16 protein-coding genes are annotated in these 18722 nt (G+C 59.4%); 12 read left to right on the top strand and 4 right to left on the bottom strand.

Annotated elements, in window-relative coordinates:
* Positions 1-129: 129 nt before the first annotated feature.
* Genes ACYZT7_RS04145 through ACYZT7_RS04130 form a run of 4 tightly spaced genes read right to left on the bottom strand, consistent with a single transcriptional unit; the run spans position 130 to position 2957 of the window.
* Positions 130-606: a hypothetical protein gene (locus ACYZT7_RS04145; RefSeq protein WP_462040057.1), complete on the bottom strand. Its 477-nt coding sequence runs from the start codon at positions 604-606 to the stop codon at positions 130-132.
* A complete protein-coding gene (locus ACYZT7_RS04140) occupies positions 603-1109 on the bottom strand; it encodes an Hcp family type VI secretion system effector (RefSeq protein WP_462040056.1) in 507 nt (168 codons plus the stop codon). Before ACYZT7_RS04140 ends, ACYZT7_RS04145 begins: the two co-directional genes overlap by 4 nt.
* A gap of 16 nt (positions 1110-1125) precedes the next feature.
* Positions 1126-1809: a hypothetical protein gene (locus tag ACYZT7_RS04135; RefSeq protein ID WP_462040055.1), complete on the bottom strand. Its 684-nt coding sequence runs from the start codon at positions 1807-1809 to the stop codon at positions 1126-1128.
* Positions 1806-2957, bottom strand: coding sequence for a DUF2515 family protein (locus ACYZT7_RS04130; protein WP_462040054.1), 1152 nt, complete (start codon positions 2955-2957; stop codon positions 1806-1808). The genes ACYZT7_RS04135 and ACYZT7_RS04130 overlap by 4 nt, the downstream gene beginning before the upstream one ends.
* Positions 2958-3283: 326 nt before the next feature.
* On the opposite strand from ACYZT7_RS04130, the gene gcbA reads away from it, so the two are divergent.
* The 12 genes from gcbA to purH all read left to right on the top strand — a co-directional run bounded on the left by gcbA (position 3284) and on the right by purH (position 18537).
* Positions 3284-4954: a diguanylate cyclase GcbA gene (gene gcbA, locus ACYZT7_RS04125; RefSeq protein ID WP_462040053.1), complete on the top strand. Its 1671-nt coding sequence runs from the start codon at positions 3284-3286 to the stop codon at positions 4952-4954.
* A 52-nt stretch (positions 4955-5006) separates the two neighbouring features.
* Positions 5007-6953: a methyl-accepting chemotaxis protein gene (locus ACYZT7_RS04120; RefSeq protein ID WP_462040052.1), complete on the top strand. Its 1947-nt coding sequence runs from the start codon at positions 5007-5009 to the stop codon at positions 6951-6953.
* A gap of 178 nt (positions 6954-7131) precedes the next feature.
* A complete protein-coding gene (locus ACYZT7_RS04115) occupies positions 7132-8871 on the top strand; it encodes a protein-disulfide reductase DsbD (RefSeq protein ID WP_462040051.1) in 1740 nt (579 codons plus the stop codon).
* 131 nt (positions 8872-9002) lie between these two features.
* Positions 9003-9455 carry a type II 3-dehydroquinate dehydratase gene (gene aroQ, locus ACYZT7_RS04110; protein WP_017336343.1) on the top strand — a complete coding sequence of 151 codons (453 nt, stop codon included), beginning with the start codon at positions 9003-9005 and terminating at the stop codon, positions 9453-9455.
* 46 nt (positions 9456-9501) lie between these two features.
* Positions 9502-9963, top strand: coding sequence for an acetyl-CoA carboxylase biotin carboxyl carrier protein (gene accB, locus ACYZT7_RS04105; protein WP_283182790.1), 462 nt, complete (start codon positions 9502-9504; stop codon positions 9961-9963).
* A gap of 17 nt (positions 9964-9980) precedes the next feature.
* Positions 9981-11336, top strand: coding sequence for an acetyl-CoA carboxylase biotin carboxylase subunit (accC, locus tag ACYZT7_RS04100; RefSeq protein ID WP_462040050.1), 1356 nt, complete (start codon positions 9981-9983; stop codon positions 11334-11336).
* Between the two features lie 158 nt (positions 11337-11494).
* Positions 11495-13048: a Fic family protein gene (locus ACYZT7_RS04095; protein ID WP_462040049.1), complete on the top strand. Its 1554-nt coding sequence runs from the start codon at positions 11495-11497 to the stop codon at positions 13046-13048.
* Between the two features lie 169 nt (positions 13049-13217).
* Positions 13218-14096, top strand: coding sequence for a 50S ribosomal protein L11 methyltransferase (gene prmA / locus ACYZT7_RS04090; RefSeq protein WP_462040048.1), 879 nt, complete (start codon positions 13218-13220; stop codon positions 14094-14096).
* A gap of 30 nt (positions 14097-14126) precedes the next feature.
* Entirely contained in the window at positions 14127-15335 is a 1209-nt protein-coding gene (locus tag ACYZT7_RS04085; protein WP_462040047.1) for a DUF3426 domain-containing protein, read from the top strand.
* 185 nt (positions 15336-15520) lie between these two features.
* A complete protein-coding gene (gene dusB / locus ACYZT7_RS04080; protein ID WP_131058896.1) occupies positions 15521-16531 on the top strand; it encodes a tRNA dihydrouridine synthase DusB in 1011 nt (336 codons plus the stop codon).
* Entirely contained in the window at positions 16528-16848 is a 321-nt protein-coding gene (fis, locus tag ACYZT7_RS04075) for a DNA-binding transcriptional regulator Fis (RefSeq protein ID WP_007907419.1), read from the top strand. The genes dusB and fis overlap by 4 nt, the downstream gene beginning before the upstream one ends.
* 81 nt (positions 16849-16929) lie before the next feature.
* On the top strand, positions 16930-18537 hold the full coding sequence (gene purH, locus ACYZT7_RS04070) for a bifunctional phosphoribosylaminoimidazolecarboxamide formyltransferase/IMP cyclohydrolase (RefSeq protein WP_462040046.1): 1608 nt from the start codon (positions 16930-16932) through the stop codon (positions 18535-18537).
* Positions 18538-18722 lie beyond the last annotated feature (185 nt).

The raw sequence follows: 18722 nt of genomic DNA, 5'->3' as shown, positions 1-18722 counted from the left end.
GTTCATCGATTCGACCACAACCATACAACAACGTGCCTTTGGCCGGCACCTGCCGTTGGGTTAATCCAAAAAAATTACGGCCGAACCTGCGGCAATCGTTGCCGATAAATTCAAGCGTCCATACATGCGCTATACGCCTATGACCTCCATTGAAATCTGCCGCACCTCGGCCTGCGCAAAAAGATGGGCGATGCCTTCGCCGTCGGTTCTTCTCTGGACAGCCTGCCCGTCCACGGTTGCGATGTAACGCTGCTGCACCAGCGGCTCGGCCGTTATGCTGTCAACGAGGCGGAAAATCCTTGGCGATCGTGAGGCCTGGGCTGGCGGATTTTTCATCAATTCAATGATCTTCTGATCGAAGATCCGGACCGGTATTGGCCAGTCGCCGTAGTCGGCCTCAGCCCGGATCAACCACCACGATCCACGATCAAGCTGTTCCAGCACCTCGCTGTCGAAATCGATCAGCAGGCCCGCACGCAGCTCTTCAAGGCCTTCGATGGGTTGCCGATCAAGCAACGCCTGGCGCACGTGATCCAGCGCTTGCTCACTGGAATAGGCATGTTGGCGCTCCCACGCAGACAGATGAAACTCATTGACCAGCCTCATACCTGCTCCTCGGCGCGCCATTCATCGGAGCCCATGGTCCGGCTGATCTCATGCCGCCAATAGATCCGTCGGTAACTGAAGTGGACCTTTTCCAGCTGAGTCAGGTGAGCAGTGCCGGGGTCCTGACAATGCGGCATGAGCACTTCAGCGCCGATAATCACCGCGTCTTCCAGCTCCATCGTATAGAAATGCTCCTGCGTTCCGTGAGCCGAGGTGCGATACCACTCGACGCGGCACTGGCTGAGCAACTCCCCGGAACACAGAGCGATGTTAATCAGCGGTGATGCCTTGTCGATTGTCTTGGTGATGACCAAGGGTTTGTGCATCCGGCGCCCCGCTCCTGACCCTTTGGGCACGAAAATGCCATGGCTCAGGGCTTGAATCATGATCTGGTCTTCACGGCCCAACTGATAGACGTTGCCCACTGACGCCTCGGTGAAGGCGCCGGCGCTGATCAGGCCTTGTCGTTCGCCGTGAAGGGTCATAAAGGCGGGGGTTGGCATGAGGAAACTCCTTTTTTTACTTGGGTTGCGGGGGCGGAAAATGAAGGGGTTCGTCGTACATGTTTTCGATTTCGTCGAAGGGCGTCCAGGGTTTCGCGACTGAGAGGTCGATGAGGTATCGCTCTTCGGTTGGATTTCTAGAATCCTTGAAACGGCCGAGTACCAGCACGGCCTGATACTTGTCGCCGGCCAGCCAGTAGGATCGCCCGGCCAGAATTCCTCGCCGGAGCCACGCCCGCCATTCGGGCGTATCGGCAATCGTGGGATTGTCTCGCAGCAACCTTGGCACCCAACCTTTGGCGCGCCACTGGTCTTGCAGGTCGAGAACCACTTTCAGCGCGTCGTCTATCAGGAGTGGCTCGACCTGTGGGGACATGCGGATGCTGTAAATGACATTGTCGTTATAACCGACCGTAAAAAAACGCGCCGCAGGCGTGGTGAATCCGAACTGCGGGTCGACGAATCGCAACCGTGCATCGGTCTTGGGAATGCCGTAAGTGATGTGCCCGCGTATCGGCGAAGTAACCGTGGCGGAGGAGTTTCTGCTCAGGTCCTCATACGTCCCGCCCAGCTCTACAGCGACCTCAAGTTCGCCCCACAGAGGTTGCGTCAGCTGATGTTTGGCAGCCAGCGCCAAGACCGCCAGCACCAGCAGCCCTGCGCCACAACGCCAACCAAACCGCCGTGACCGCAGATTCACAGGCTTGCACCCCGCGCTGCTATCTCGCTGATCGACTGCTCCAGGGCACTACGCTGATGGTCGCTGAGCAACTGATCAAAGCGTCTTGCGGCCTGGAGCACGAAGGCCATTCGCTGCCCGAGGTCCGACAAGTCCGCCAGCGGGTTATTGCCAAAACCGATGGTGCGCCCGTCCTCCACGCGCTGGCATTGGCTAGTGAGCGTCAACTCAATCGCCTGGGCTACACCCGAAGGAAAGCCTGTGACGTAGGCGGCATGATTGCCACGCAGCAACGCCACCAGTTGGCGGTCTTCGTAGATGACCGGCTGCAGGATGTTTTTCTGCTCATGCCACGCCAGATACTCCACGCTACCGGCTATCTCCCCAGCGTGTATAGCTTCGAACGCAAGCAAAATCTCGGGCTGATTCAGCCCAAAAGGTAGCTTCTCTCGATCCACCGGCCACAGCACAGGAAATGCCGGATGATCAAAAATCCCCGCCCGCGCTCCCAGGCATTTCTGCAGCTCTTTCAACCCGCGCTTCGCATAAAACGCATGCAGCGGAAAAACATCCAGAAACAGCGTGGTATTTCCCAGCGCCATCATGTCGTGCACATGCCGGAATTGCTGTTGAACGAGCGACAAGTCCTCCCCTTGCGAACGGAAATCCACAGAGGGCACCGGATTACGCGAGTCGGCTTCTTTATAGTCACGCAATTCCTCTGCCTGTTCGGACATCTTGTCCCGAGTCAACAACCCTGACTCACGGCGGCTTTCCCGCAAACGCTGCCGCGCTTCATGCTCATCGCGAATGAGTTCGATACTGTCCGCCGCGTGGAGCAATCCGCAGCCGACCTGCTTGGAGGCAAATGCCGCCAGCCCGGCCCACTGAAACCTCGGGTCATGCAGCCACAGCCGGGCGTAAGCCGCATTAATCGCACGATTACGCTCCACTGGATCAGCGATCAGAACCCCGCCGGGGGCGACGATGTTTTCGGCCTCGCGCTGGTAGCGACGCCAAAGACATGAGCACGTAAGAATCGGCACATCGGTAACAAGCGTCTTGCTGCCATAAAGCCGCACCTCCTTACATTCACACTCAGCAACCGGCGTGCTGTTGTGGTTCAGGCGCTGCTCATCGCAGGGGTGTTCTTTGAAACACTGGGTCATGGTTTGCGGACGGCTTCCAAGGGAATCCCTGAACCCTATCAGCCGCAAATCCCGATCGGATCATCTGTGCGGAAAATCAGAAATACCTGACAGACGAAGCTCGCCGAGCCCTGGGAATTTGCCTTGAAATGATCAGGAGACGTCCTGAAACACCCGTTTCATCAGGCTCTATCGGTCAGTGATCCCCCGATCGATACTCATCGGTCACAACCTGAATAACGTCGCTTTGCAGTTTATTGACGTGCGACACTCATGCGATCGAAAAAGAGGTGCTAGCATAGAGCCACCAGTCGATCTCAGCATGCACCCTAACTAGTAGTCAGGATATGACCGAGCCAGAAGACCCCAGCCGTGAGCGCCTCAAGCACCACTTTGCCCAGCGGGTAATTCATCAGGCACGTCAAATTCTTGAGATATGGCAGCGCCTGCAATGCAGTGAGTGGTCCACCACCGACTTATCGGAACTGAGCGAGGCCAATCTGCGCCTGCTGCGTTTCGCCGAGCGCTTCGAACAACCTGAACACACCCAACTGGCGCGCCACATCGGTCAGTCGCTGGAGGCGGTCGACGCCAATCGCGGACGCCTGAGCAGCGGACTGATCACTGACCTCAATCGCTTGATGCAGCGCCTGTCACGCACCGGCTTGCGCCATGGCGATCAGCTGGACCAAACCTTTCTGCCGCCCCTGCGCAAGCCGATTTACGTGATGCTACAGGATCACGATCGTGCCGAGCGTCTGGCCAAGCAGCTTGAATTTTTTGGGCTCAGCGCTCAAGCCCTCGACAGCGTTTCGGCGTTTCGCTCCTCAATGGTCGAGCGCTTGCCTGCAGCGATCGTCATGGACGTGGACTTCAGCGGCCCCGGCATCGGCCTGAAACTGGCCGCCGAAGCACAGGAAGGTCTCGACCACACGCTGCCCTTGTTGTTCTTCAGCCTGCACGAAACCGATACCCCGACCCGCCTCGCCGCCGTGCGCGCCGGTGGCCAGGAATTCCTGACCGGCACCCTCGAAGCGTCGAGCCTGCTGGAAAAAATTGAAGTCCTGACCTGCGTCGCCCAGTACGAACCTTATAAAGTGTTGATCATCGACGACTCCCGTGCCCAGGCCTTGCACACCGAGCGCCTGCTCAACAGCGCCGGGATCGTCACGCGGACCTTGATCGAGCCGATCCAGGCCATGGCCGAGCTCGCGGACTTCCAGCCAGACCTGATTATCCTCGACATGTACATGCCGGCCTGCACCGGCACTGAACTGGCCAAAGTGATCCGCCATAACGACCGTTATGTCAGCGTACCGATCATTTACTTGTCGGCCGAAGACGATCTGGACAAGCAGCTCGACGCCATGAGCGAGGGCGGCGACGACTTCCTGACCAAACCGATCAAGCCGCGACACCTGATCACTACCGTGCGCAACCGCGCGGCACGGGCACGCAATCTGAAGGCGCGGATGGTTCGCGACAGCCTCACCGGGCTGTACAACCACACGCACATCCTGCAATTGCTCGAAGACTGCAGCTTCCGCGCCCGCCGCGAGTGCAAGCCGTTGAGCTTTGCGATGCTCGACATCGATCACTTTAAACGGGTCAACGACAGCCACGGCCACCCCATGGGCGATCGGGTGATCAAGAGCCTGGCGCTGTTTCTCAAGCAACGCTTGCGCAAGACCGATTTCATCGGCCGTTATGGCGGTGAAGAATTCGCCATCGTCATGCCGGACACCGATCTCGAATCGGCCCACAAAGTGCTCGACGAGATCCGTCGACGCTTTGCCGAGATTCACTACCCGGCCCAACCGCAGGACCTCTGGTGCACGTTCAGCGCCGGGGTGGTGGAACTGTGCGAAAACTCCGACAGCCTGACGATGGCCAGCCAGGCAGACGAAGCGCTGTACCGCGCAAAGGACGCCGGACGCAACCGCGTTCAGGCCGCGCGGACGCCAAAGCAAAGTGCCACTTTTTCATCGGAATCAACCCATTCGGTCATAACCCTGTAACAGAAACGCAATAACTTCAGGCACTTACCATTCTGCCGTTGGTAGACCCGCAATGCGCCTGAAGCTGCTGACCAATCTCAATACCCTCCTTTTAGTCGCCGTGTGCGTGGCCCTTGGCGCCACACTTTGGTGGTCGCAAAAGGCCCTGGAGCGCCCCTATTTATTGATGGAGCGTTACTTGGGCTTATCCCAGCAATTTCAAAATGAAGTCGCGCGTAACATCGGGGACTATCTCGCCAGCGGCGATGCCCTGCGCCTGAGCAGCGCCAGCCAAGCCATTGACGGCCTGCAAAAGGAACTCGGCGAGTTGCCGCCGGCATTGGCCGACACGTTGCATCCGAGCCTGTCGAACCTGGAAGAGTTCAGCAAAACCGATCTGCTGGCGGCCGGTAAGCTGGCCGGTGATCCGCAAGCGCTGCTGCTGCAAGCCGAACGCGAACTCGGTGCCAGCCTCGATCAACTCAGCCAATACGCCAGCGCTAACGCGGCGTATCTGACGCCGCTGCTCGCGGCCTCCCAGCACTTGGGCAAACTGTCTCTGGCCCGGGACAAACTGGTCAGCAGCGGCCGCAGCGAACTGGCCGCCGATGTCGAGCGCGAAGTCAGCAACATCCGCACCCAGGCTGAGCTTCTGGACGCCTTGCCGCTGCTGGGCGTGACGAGCAAAAGTGAATCGAACACGGATGATTTCGCGGCGATGATGGGCCTGGAGAATACCGAAAAAGCCGTCGCCGAAGAGGCTGGCGTCGGCCTCAAGCGTGAACTGAACAGCCTCCTCACTCGCTACCCGGCCGAACTGGCACGCACACGCGACCAGATCCAGAAACGCACCGACCTCAGCGCCGCCACTCACCTGAAAATCGCCGCCGTTCAGCAGGCCATCGCCGGGCTGGAACCGGTGGTTCGCGCCCAGCACGGACAGATTCAGGGCGAAGTACGACTGATGCAAGGGGTGATGATCGGGCTGATTCTGTTGATTGCATTGCTCATCGACACCCTGCAACGACGCTTGGCCCGAACCCTGACCAACCTCGCGCCGGCCCTCTCGACCTGGGCCGAGGGCGACTTCAGCCGGGACATTGAATTGGGCGCGACCAATCGCGAATTGCATGATATTCAAGCTTCGCTCAATCGCTTGCGCGCCTATCTGGTCGACTTGGTGGGGACCATTCGCCTCAACGCCGAACAGGTCGCCGGTAGCAGCCGAACGCTGGCCGAGTTGAGCAATGACCTGCACAGCGGCGCCGAACATCAGGCCGGCGACACGGCGCTGATCCGCGATTCCCTCGGCGAACTGGAAGCGACCATTCAACAAGTTGCCGGCGATGCCAGCCAGGCTGCCGATGCCAGCCGCCATGCTGGACTGGCGGTGGAGCATGGGCAGAAGGTCATCGGCCTGAGTCTTACCGGCCTGCATGCGCTGGTGGGTGAAGTGCAAGGCAATGCACAGATGATCGAGCACTTGGCCGAGGAGTCTGCGACCATTGGCGGCGTGCTGACGGTGATCCGTTCGATCGCCGACCAGACCAACCTGCTGGCCCTGAACGCCGCCATCGAAGCGGCCCGCGCCGGGGAAATGGGTCGAGGGTTTGCGGTGGTGGCCGAAGAAGTTCGCTCACTGGCGCAACGCACCGCGGGCGCCACCGCAGAGATCCAGACATTGATCGCGGGACTGCAAACCGCCGCACGACAATCAGTAGAAGGCATGCGCGCCCAGGTCGAACACGCCGAAGCCACCGCCAATCAGGCCCAGGCCGCCGACGGCGCACTGGATAAAATCGTCGGGGCGATCCAGACCATTTCCGACACCGCCGTGCGCATCGCCGATGTCACCGCCCAGCAGAGCGGTGCTGTGAGCGAAATCCGTGATCACAGTGAGCGGATTCACCAATTGGGTGGGGATAACTTGCTGCGTATTGGTCAGGGCCGTGAGCAAGGGGAGCATTTGTTGGTGCTGGGTGGGCGATTGCATACAGCCGTCCAAGCCTTCCGCGTCTGAAAGATCGCCTTCGCGAGTAGGCTCGCTCCCACATTTAACCGAGTTCATCCATGAGAATGCGGCCGAATGTGGGAGCGAGCTTGCTCGCGATGGCGTCAGAACAATCACCACAGGACTCGCCCTGCACACCCGACCGCCGTCCGCTATCATGCCCTCACTTTCGATACGCGAGATTGTCATGCGCCGTTTGCTCTGCCTGCTGCTTTTAGTGCTCGCCCTGCCGGCCACCGCCGCCGGGTTGCTGGAGAGTCGGCCCAGTTCGACGTTGGGCTCGATCAACAACAGCGCCGACTTCCTGCCGGTGCGCGAAGCCTTTCAGCTGAGCCTGGTCGAAAGCACGCCGCAATCAATCAAGCTGCGTTTCATCGCTACAGAGGGTTACTACCTCTATCGCCATCGCTTTCAGTTTCGCGCTGATCCAACCGATGTTGGCCTGGGCGCCGCGCAACTGCCCAAGGGCGAACAGAAACACGATGAATACTTCGGCGATGTCGAGGTCTATCACGGGGTTCTCGATGTAGAGCTGCCGCGCACCGATCAACGCGCCTTTACCTTGGCCGTGACCTATCAGGGTTGCGCCGACAAAGGGTTGTGTTACCCACCCGAAACCGAGCGACTGAGTATTGATGGCGGCGCAGGCGCGACACCCGCCTGGAGCTGGCGCGAACTGGCGTTGTTTTTCCTCGCAGGCCTGGGCCTGACGCTCACACCGTGTGTGCTGCCGATGCTGCCGATCCTGTCCGGCGTGGTGTTGCGCGGTCAAGTGGGTGGTTTACGCGGCTTCAACCTGTCACTGGCCTACGTGCTGCCAATGGCCGCCTGCTTCGCTCTGCTCGGCGCGTTGATGGGGATGTTCGGCGCACAGCTCAACCTTCAGGCGCGGCTGCAATCGGCGTGGGTGCTGGTGCCGTTCGCAATGTTTTTTGCACTGTTTGCCTTGGCAATGTTTGGCGTCTTCGAACTCAAACTGCCTCACGCCCTAAGCAGTCGCCTGGACCGAATCGCCGGTCGCACCGAAGGCGGTTCGTTGTGGGGCGCCGCGGTGCTCGGCGTGGTATCCAGTCTGCTGGTTTCACCCTGTGTCTCGGCGCCGCTGGCCGGCGCGCTGCTGTACATCAGCGCCAGCGGCGATGCATTGGGTGGCGGTCTGAAATTGTTCATGCTCGGTCTCGGCATGGGCGCACCGCTGTTGCTGGTCGCCACCGGTGGCGCCGCCTGGCTGCCGAAAAGCGGACCCTGGATGATTTATGTGAAAAACGCGATCGGCGTTTTGTTGCTGGGGCTGGCGATCGGTCTGCTCAGTCGAGTACTGCCGGGCCAGATCACGTTGTTGTTGATCGGCTTGCTGGCCGCTGGTGTCGGGTTGTTCATGGGTGCGCTGGAGTTCGTCTACAAACCGCCGAGAAAACGCCTGGGCCAACTACTGGGAATGTTCTTCCTGTTTTATGCGCTAGCGTGTTGGTACGGCGCATTCAGCGGCCAGACCGATCCGCTCAATCCGATTGGCCAGCCGCGCATTACCATGGGTACCGAGCAATCGCAAAACACCAGCGCCTGGCAAACCATCAGCACCCCGGCGGAACTGGGCCGCGTCCTCGCCGAAGCCAAATCTTCAGGCACCCCACTGCTGCTCGACTGGTACGCCGACTGGTGCATCAGTTGCAAAGTCATCGAACATGAAGTGCTCAACGACGCCAAGGTCGTCGAACGCCTCAAAGGCTATCGACTGATCCGCTTCGACATCACCGCCAGCAACGCCGAGCAACGCGCCCTGCTCGACCGCTACAAACTGTTCGGCCCGCCGGCGCTGATGTTTTTCGGCAAGGACGGGGTCGAACACACCGATGTGCGGGTAATCGGCGAGATAAACGCCCGTGACTTCGCCGAACGTGTCGCGAAAGCAAATGACCGGATTTAATAACCCGGTCATATATTTCGCGCAAACATCGGCCATCGTGCTGGCTATTGCATAGAACTGGACAGTCACAAAGGCTTTGCGGCATAGTCGCCGAGTTCTGACAATTGCACACAGATCACAAGGAACAGCAGATGGCGACGCTACTGGTTCTGCACGGACCCAACCTGAACATGCTCGGCACCCGTGAACCGGGCACCTACGGCGCTACGACACTGGCGCAGATCAACCAGGACCTGGAACGCCGCGCCCGTGAAGCCGGCCACCATTTGCTGCACCTGCAAAGCAACGCCGAGTACGAATTGATCGACCGCATCCACGCTGCCCGCAGCGAAGGTGTGGACTTCATTCTGATCAACCCAGCAGCTTTTACGCACACAAGTGTCGCATTACGTGACGCGCTGCTGGCGGTGAGCATCCCATTCATCGAAGTGCATTTGTCTAACGTGCACAAACGCGAACCTTTCCGCCATCACTCTTACTTCTCCGATGTAGCGGTGGGAGTGATCTGCGGCCTTGGCGCCAGCGGTTATCGACTGGCCCTGGAGGCCGCCCTAGAGCAGCTTGAAAGACAGGCAACAGCTTGAACAACAAGCGTAACGCCCCTGACCGACCCTTGGGAGTTGATGATTCATGGATATCCGTAAAGTTAAGAAACTGATCGAATTGCTGGAAGAGTCCGGCATCGACGAGCTCGAGATCAAGGAAGGCGAAGAGTCCGTACGTATCAGCCGTCACAGCAAGACCCCGGCTCAGCAGTACTACGCACCGGCTCCAATGCATGCTCCGGCGCCGGCGCCTGTTGCTGCTGCCCCGGTTGCCGCTGCCGCTCCTGCTGCTCCGGCCGCGCCAGTGCTGAACGGCAACGTTGCCCGCTCGCCTATGGTCGGCACCTTCTATCGCAAGTCTTCGCCAAGCTCGCCGTCCTTCGCTGAAGTCGGCCAGACCGTGAAGAAAGGCGACACCCTGTGCATCGTCGAAGCCATGAAGATGATGAACCACATCGAAGCTGAAACCAGCGGTGTGATCGAATCCATCCTCGTCGAAGACGGCCAGCCGGTTGAGTACGACCAACCGCTGTTCACCATCGTTTGAACCGCGGAGAGACTTTGATGACTGCGAAGTTGGAAAAAGTTCTGATCGCCAACCGCGGTGAGATCGCCCTGCGGATTCTGCGTGCCTGCAAAGAGATGGGCATCAAAACTGTCGCCGTTTATTCCACGGCCGACAAAGAACTGATGCACCTGGGTCTGGCGGACGAATCCGTCTGCATCGGTCCGGCATCGGCTGCAAAGTCTTATCTGCACATTCCGGCGATCATCGCCGCGGCTGAAGTGACCGGCGCTACCGCCATTCACCCAGGCTACGGTTTCCTTGCGGAAAACGCCGACTTTGCCGAACAGGTCGAGAACTCCGGTTTCGCGTTCATTGGCCCGAAAGCCGACACCATTCGCCTGATGGGCGACAAGGTATCGGCCAAGCACGCCATGATCGCAGCCGGCGTTCCAACCGTTCCGGGGTCCGACGGCCCGCTGCCTGAAGACGAAGAAACCGCTCTGCGCATCGGTCGCGAAGTCGGTTACCCGGTGATCATCAAAGCCGCTGGCGGCGGTGGTGGTCGCGGCATGCGCGTCGTGCATAAAGAAGAAGACCTGATCTCCTTCGCCAAACTGACCCGCACCGAAGCGGGCGCAGCGTTCGGCAACCCGATGGTCTACCTGGAAAAATTCCTGACCAACCCACGCCACGTGGAAGTTCAGGTGCTTTCCGACGGCCAGGGCCACGCCATCCATCTGGGCGACCGCGATTGCTCGCTGCAGCGTCGTCACCAGAAGGTTCTCGAAGAAGCGCCGGCACCGGGCATCGACGAGAAAGCACGCGCTGAAGTCCTCGCTCGCTGCGTCAAGGCGTGCATCGACATCAACTACCGTGGCGCGGGCACTTTCGAGTTCCTGTACGAGAACGGCGCGTTCTATTTCATCGAAATGAACACCCGCGTACAGGTCGAGCACCCGGTCTCTGAAATGGTTACCGGCATCGACATCGTCAAGGAGATGCTCAGCATCGCCGCTGGCAACAAGCTGTCGTACACCCAGGATGACGTGGTTATCCGCGGTCACTCGCTGGAATGCCGGATCAACGCCGAAGACCCGAAAACCTTCATGCCAAGCCCAGGCACGGTCAAGCATTTCCACGCGCCAGGCGGCAACGGCGTTCGCGTCGATTCGCACCTGTACAGTGGCTATGCCGTTCCGCCGAACTACGATTCGTTGATCGGCAAGCTGATCACCTACGGCGCAACCCGTGACGAAGCCATGGCGCGCATGCGCAATGCGCTGGACGAAATCGTTGTCGACGGGATCAAGACCAACATCCCGCTGCACCGCGATCTGGTCCGCGACGAAGGCTTCTGCAAAGGTGGAGTCAACATCCACTACCTGGAACACAAGCTGGCTGGCCAGCATTAAGATGTGATCCAGACTAACTAAGCCGCTTTCGAGCGGCTTTGTTGTTTCTGAAGGTTTCATCCACTCCCCTGTGAGGCTTAACTGACAGGCACTGGCCTGTCCGGGCTGGCTATAATCGCCCTCAAATCAGCGCAACGCCGACGAACCAGAGCCCGCCCATGCCTGAAAAACTGCCAATAAACCTGAACGACCTGCTGCGCCAGCGGACTGTCGAGGGCGAGCGAATCGAATACAAAACGGGCTGGAATCCCGATCCGATCATTCGCACGCTCTGCGCCTTCGCCAATGACTTTGAAAACCTGGGCGGCGGGTATGTGGTGATTGGGCAAGATTGCGACGCCAACGGTCAGCCGGTTTTTCCTCCGTCAGGTCTTGCCGATCAGGCGCTCGACAAGATCCAACTTGAACTGTTGGCAGCTTGCCAATCGATTCAACCCGCCTATTTTCCAGTACTGAGCATGGAAGAAGTTGAAGGCCGCAAGCTGATCGTTTTGTGGGCACCAGGCGGGCAGAATCGCCCGTACAAAGCCCCGGCAGCGGTGACAGCCAAACATCGGAGCCTGCATTACTACATCCGCCGCTACAGCAGCACAGTAGAAGCCAAGGGAGAAGTCGAACAGGAACTCTTGGGTCTTGCTGCCAAAGTGCCTTTCGATGATCGCTTCCACCAGAAAGCCCATGTCAGCGACCTTTCCAAAGCGTTGATGCACAACTTCCTGCAAGAAATTGGCAGCGCCCTCGCGGAAGACGCTGACAACCTTTCTATTGAGGCACTGGGCCGACAAATGAACGTCGTGGGCGGCCCAACCGAATCACCGTGGCCCAAGAACGTGGGCCTGATGTTCTTCAGTAACACCCCGGAACTGTTCTTTCCCGGCACGCAGATTGATGTGCTGTGGTTTCCTGAAGGTGCTGGCGGCGACCGCTTTGACGAAAAAATCTTCAAAGGCCCTCTGGCAACCATAACCCGTGAGGCTCTGGCCTATATCCAGCGTAATTACCTGCATCAAACAGTTATCAAACACACGGACCGCGCCGAAGCTACAAGGGTCTGGAACTTCCCCTATGCGGCAGTTGAAGAGGCATTGGTCAACGCCGTGTATCACCGTTCCTACGAAGAGCGCGAACCGATTGAGGTCCGCATCTGTCAGGAAGAACTTGTGATTTTGAGCTTCCCTGGACCTGATCGCTCAATCCGCCTCGAAGACCTGCGAGCCGGTCGCGCCGTGAGCCGCCGCTACCGTAACCGGCGAATTGGGGAGTTCCTGAAAGAACTCGACCTGACCGAAGGCCGGTCGACTGGGATCCCGAAAATCCTCAAGGTCATGGCTGCCAATGGTTCGCCCGCGCCGCTCTTTGAAACCGACGACGACCGGATCTCGTACGTCGTGCGGTTGCCCGCACATCCTCAATCGCAAACCACCGACGCAAAAACTACGGAAGTCACCATGGAAGTCACCATGGAAGTCACCATGGAAGTCGCTGCGCTTTTGAAGGTCGTTGTTGGCGACATGAGCAGGCAAGAACTTCAGACTGCCATGAGCCTGAAAAACGCCGACCACTTCCGTAAGGCTTACATACTGCCGGCCATCGCTGCCGAGGTCTTGGAAATGACGCTGCCCGAACAACCGAACAGCCGTCTGCAACGCTATCGCCTAACGAACAAAGGCCTGCAATGGCTCAAAGCCAATAATGCAAAGAACCCGCATTAAGATGTGATCCAAACCAACAAAGCCGCTTTCGAGCGGCTTTGTTGTTTCTGAAGGTTTCATACTGTGAACGCGAGCAAGCTCGCTCCCACAAAACCTCCGCGCTCGCGTAAACTTGCGCGCTTCGCGCAGCCCGCTAGGCTGCAATCAACATTTTTCAAAGGTGCCCGCCATGCCTTGGCTGCAAGTCCGTCTAGCCATCAGCCCAGAACAAGCCGAAACCTACGAAGACGCTTTCCTTGAAGTGGGCGCCGTCTCGGTGACCTTCATGGACGCCGAAGATCAACCGATCTTCGAGCCAGAACTCAACACCACGCCGCTGTGGTCCCACACGCACCTGCTGGCCCTGTTCGAGGACGGCACCGAAGCCGCCAGCGTACTGGCCCACCTTGAGTTGCTGACTGGCAGCCCGCTGCCCGAGCATCACAGCGAAATCATCGAAGACCAGGACTGGGAACGCAGCTGGATGGACGGTTTCCAGCCAATGCGATTCGGTCAGCGCCTGTGGATCGTCCCAAGCTGGCACGCCGCACCCGAGCCTGACGCCGTAAACCTGCTGTTGGATCCGGGCCTGGCGTTCGGCACCGGCACCCACCCAACCACCGCGCTGTGCCTGGAATGGCTCGACGGTCAGGACCTGAAAGACTGCAACGTGCTGGACTTCGGCTGCGGCTCGGGGATTCTGGCCATCGCCGCCCTGCTGCTGGGCGCCAAGGAAGCCGTCGGCACCGACATCGACGTCCAGGCCCTGGAAGCCTCCCGCGATAACGCTGGGCGCAACAACATTGCCGAAGCGCTCTTCCCACTGTACCTGCCGGAAGATCTGCCGCAGGTTCAGGCCGACGTGCTGGTGGCCAACATCCTTGCCGGCCCGCTGGTTTCCCTGGCGCCGCAATTGTCCAGCCTGGTCAAGCCGGGTGGCCGCCTGGCGCTGTCGGGCATCCTCGCCGAGCAAGGTGAAGACGTCGCCAAAGCCTACGCTCAGGACTTCGATCTGGACCCGATCGCCAATCGCGATGGCTGGGTGCGCATCACTGGCCGTCGGCGCTAGAATGAGCGCCTGCATAAACCGGATCGCCGCATGACCGACAGCTTCGTCACCCAGTGCCCGCATTGCCAAACCAGCTTCCGCGTCAACCATACTCAGTTGAGCGTGGCCCGCGGAGTGGTTCGTTGCGGCTCGTGCTTGCAGGTGTTCAATGCCGCCAAGCAGCTGCTTGAGCAACGGGCCGGCAAGGACGCGATCCCGCCGGTTGCCCCGGCCATCGTCGAACCAACGGAGCCGCGGGCCATCAGCCAAAAGCAATGGACCGCCGCCGAGCTGGATCTGGACAGCCTGGACCTGGACGAAGAACTCGCTCGCCTCGAACAACGGGAGATCCAGCCGACCACGGAATTCGGCCGGCCCCGCGAAGACAATCTGAGTGCCAGCCGGGATACCGTCGAGCACGAAGAAGCGCCGTGGCCCGACAGCCTGTTCAGCGAATCGGCTGCCGATCGTGCGCAGACCACTGAAGCCGACTTGCCAGAGCTGGAACTCGATCCGAGCAAATACTCGCGCACCGAACCTTCGCTGTCCCTGGAACCGGTGGAACTGGACGACGAACATCTGCCGCCACAGCTGCGCCTGCACGACCCACTCGACGCACCGATGCATCACGAACGCCTGTCGGCGACCGATGACATCGACGACGATCTGCCCTCGATCGAACCTGTACGCAAAAAGCGTGAGCCGGCTGTCCGCGCTGAAGCCCTGCACGACCTGACCGATGACCCACTGCAACTGGACTGGCAAAAACGCCGCTCACCCTGGGGTCGCCGACTTTTCTGGCTGCTGCTGATCCTGCTCGGCGCGGCGGCGCTCGCCGGCCAGTACATCGCTTACCATTTCGACGAACTGGCGCGCCAGGATCAGTACCGTCCGTGGTTCCAGCAACTGTGCCCCCGGATCGGCTGCACGGTGCCGTCCAAAGTCGACATCGCCAAAATCAAAAGCAGCAACCTGGTGGTCCGCAGCCACCCGGACTTCAACGGCGCACTGGTGGTCGACGCGATCATCTACAACCGCGCTCCCTTCTCCCAGCCTTTCCCGCTGCTGGAGTTGCGTTTCGCCGACCTCAACGGTCACCTGATCGCCAGCCGTCGCTTCAAACCCGGCGAGTACCTCAATGGCGATCTCGAAGGAATGGTGGAAATGCCTCCGCAAACACCGATCCACATCGCACTGGATATCCTCGATCCAGGCTCAAAAGCGGTGAATTACAGCCTGAGTTTTCATTCGCCCGAGTGAAACGGTTCAGTGTTACGGCTTTGACGGCATATTTCTGACTTTGACCGCTCGTACCAAACCGCTGGCGATAACAAAATCACTGTTCAGATTTTGTTCAATTCAGCCTTTATCCAGTCATCGAGAGCGGGTATCATGCCAACCCTTTTTCGAACTCTCATGATCCGGCCCCACAACAGGGAAGTCCTATGTCGGCGGTACGCATCGGTCCATATACATTGCACAACGGCTTGATTCTCGCCCCGATGGCGGGGGTCACCGACCAGCCCTTTCGTCAGCTGTGCAAGCGACTGGGCGCAGGGCTTGTAGTCTCGGAAATGGTCACCAGCGACATGAGCTTGTGGAACACCCGCAAATCGCGGATGCGCATGATCCACGAAGGTGATCCCGAGCCCCGCTCGGTACAGATCGCCGGTGGCGATGCGCAGATGCTGGCGGATGCGGCCCGGGCCAACGTCGAACTGGGCGCACAGATTATTGATATCAACATGGGTTGTCCGGCGAAAAAGGTCTGCAACAAGGCCGCCGGGTCCGCGCTGTTGAAGGATGAAGCATTGGTCACCGAGATCCTGCAGGCCGTAGTGGCTGCGGTTGATGTGCCGGTCACCCTGAAGATCCGTACCGGCTGGGACCGGGACAACAAGAACGGCCTGACCGTGGCGAAGATCGCCGAGCAGGCAGGCATTACGGCGTTGGCGGTTCATGGCCGCACCCGTGCCGATCTGTACACCGGCGAAGCCGAGTACGACACCATTGCCGCGATCAAGCAGGCCGTGTCGATTCCGGTCTTTGCCAATGGCGATATCGATTCGCCAGAAAAGGCCCGGTACGTGCTTGATGCGACCGGTGCCGATGGCCTGCTGGTAGGCCGGGCCGCTCAGGGGCGGCCATGGATTTTTCGTGAGATCGATCATTTTCTGCGCACCGGCGAGAAACTCCCGGCACTGGAACTGATCGAGGTGGAACGCATTCTGCTAGAGCATCTGGCTGCGCTGCATGTCTTCTATGGAGACGTCATGGGCGTACGCATTGCTCGAAAGCATGTGGGCTGGTATCTCGCAACCTTGCCGGGCGCCAGGGAGTTTCGCGCCCACTTCAATCGTTTGGAAGATACGGAAGCACAATGCGCCAACGTTCAGGGCTTCTTCGCCGAACGTAACAAGAGCCTGACAGGGGACGGAGACGAGGTGGCCGCATGACGATGATGACCGAGACTTTAGTGAGTGGAACAACACCCGTGAGCGACAATGTGAATTTGAAACAGCACCTCAATACGCCGAGCGAAGAAGGTCAGACCCTTCGCGGGAGTGTCGAGAAAGCGCTGCACAATTATTTCGCCCACCTTGAAGGCGCTGCCGTCACGGATGTGTACAACCTGGTGCTCTCCGAAGTCGAGGCTCCCCTGCTCGAGTGCGTGATGAACTACGTCAAGGGCAACCAGACCAAGGCCAGTGAGCTGCTCGGACTGAACCGAGGCACGCTGCGCAAGAAACTCAAGCAGTACGATCTGCTGTAAGCATTCAATCAAACCAGAAAGGCGCCCGCGTAAAAACGGTCGCCTTTTTTGCTGACTCCTTTGCTTTTGATGGAAATTGAAATGACCGACCAGACTACCCGCCTGCCGATCCGCCGCGCCTTGATCAGCGTTTCCGACAAGACCGGGATCCTCGAATTCGCCAAAGAGCTTGAAGCCCTGGGCGTCGAGATCCTCTCCACCGGCGGAACGTTCAAGCTGCTGCGCGACAACGGCGTTGCCGCAGTGGAAGTCGCGGATTACACCGGTTTCGCAGAAATGATGGACGGCCGGGTAAAAACCCTGCACCCGAAAATCCACGGCGGGATCCTCGGTCGTCGCGGTATCGACGACGCCATCATGAACGAGCACGGCATCAAGCCGATCGACCTGGTAGCGGTCAACCTGTACCCGTTCGAAGCCACCATCAACAAGCCAGGCTGCGACCTGCCGACCGCCATCGAGAACATCGATATCGGCGGCCCGACCATGGTCCGTTCGGCTGCAAAAAACCATAAAGACGTGGCCATCGTGGTCAATGCCAGCGACTACGCCAACGTTCTGGAAAGCCTCAAGGCCGGCGGCCTGACCTACGCTCAACGTTTCGACCTGATGCTCAAGGCCTTCGAACACACCGCCGCCTATGACGGTATGATCGCCAACTACATGGGCACCGTGAACCAGGCGGCTGACACCCTCAGCACCGAAGGTCGCAGCGAATTCCCGCGCACCTTCAACAGCCAGTTCGTCAAAGCTCAGGAAATGCGCTACGGCGAGAACCCGCATCAGAGCGCGGCGTTCTACGTTGAAACCAAGCCTGCGGAAGTGGGTATCGCCACCGCGACCCAACTGCAAGGCAAAGAGCTGTCGTACAACAACGTGGCCGACACCGACGCCGCGCTGGAATGCGTGAAGAGCTTCGTCAAACCGGCCTGTGTGATCGTCAAGCACGCCAACCCGTGCGGCGTTGCCGTCAGCCCGGACGCCGAAGGCGGTATCCGTCAAGCCTACGAACTGGCCTACGCCACCGACACCGAATCCGCCTTCGGCGGCATCATCGCCTTCAACCGCGAGCTGGATGCTGAAACCGCCAAGGCCATCGTCGAGCGTCAGTTCGTCGAAGTGATCATTGCCCCAAGCGTCAGCGAAGAAGCCCGCGCCATCGTGGCTGCAAAAGCCAACGTACGCCTGCTGGCCTGCGGCGAGTGGTCGGCTGATCGCGCCGCTGCCTGGGACTACAAGCGCGTCAACGGTGGCCTGCTGGTGCAGAGCCGCGACATCGGCATGATCGGCGCCGACGACCTGAAAGTCGTGACCAAACGCGCGCCGACCGAGCAAGAGATCCACGACCTGATCTTCGCCTGGAAAGTCGCCAAGTACGTTAAGTCCAATGCCATCGTCTACGCCAAGAATCGCCAGACCATCGGTGTCGGCGCTGGCCAGATGAGCCGCGTGAACTCCGCTCGTATTGCGGCGATCAAGGCTGAGCACGCTGGCTTGCAGGTGCAAGGTGCAGTCATGGCATCGGATGCATTCTTCCCGTTCCGCGACGGCATCGACAACGCGGCCAAGGTCGGTATCACTGCGGTGATCCAGCCAGGCGGCTCGATGCGTGATAACGAAGTGATTGCTGCTGCAGACGAAGCCGGCATCGCCATGGTCTTTACTTGCATGCGCCACTTCCGTCACTGATTTTGCTCTTGTAGGAGCGAGGCTCGCCCGCGAAGGCCTCACCTCGGTCTGGCTGACGCACCGAGGCGTTCCCTTCGCGGGCAAGCCTCGCTCCTACCGGTTTGGTGCAGTGGCGGATGCCGCGTACCGTTAGCCAGGCAGCTCAGGCTGCCCCCACAGAATTAGCGTCATCCGAGGTTTTTGAA

This window comes from Pseudomonas sp. RT4P38 (assembly GCF_054897765.1).
The sequence above is the reverse complement of the archived record's forward strand: the minus strand, read 5'-3'. Positions and strand labels throughout refer to the sequence as shown.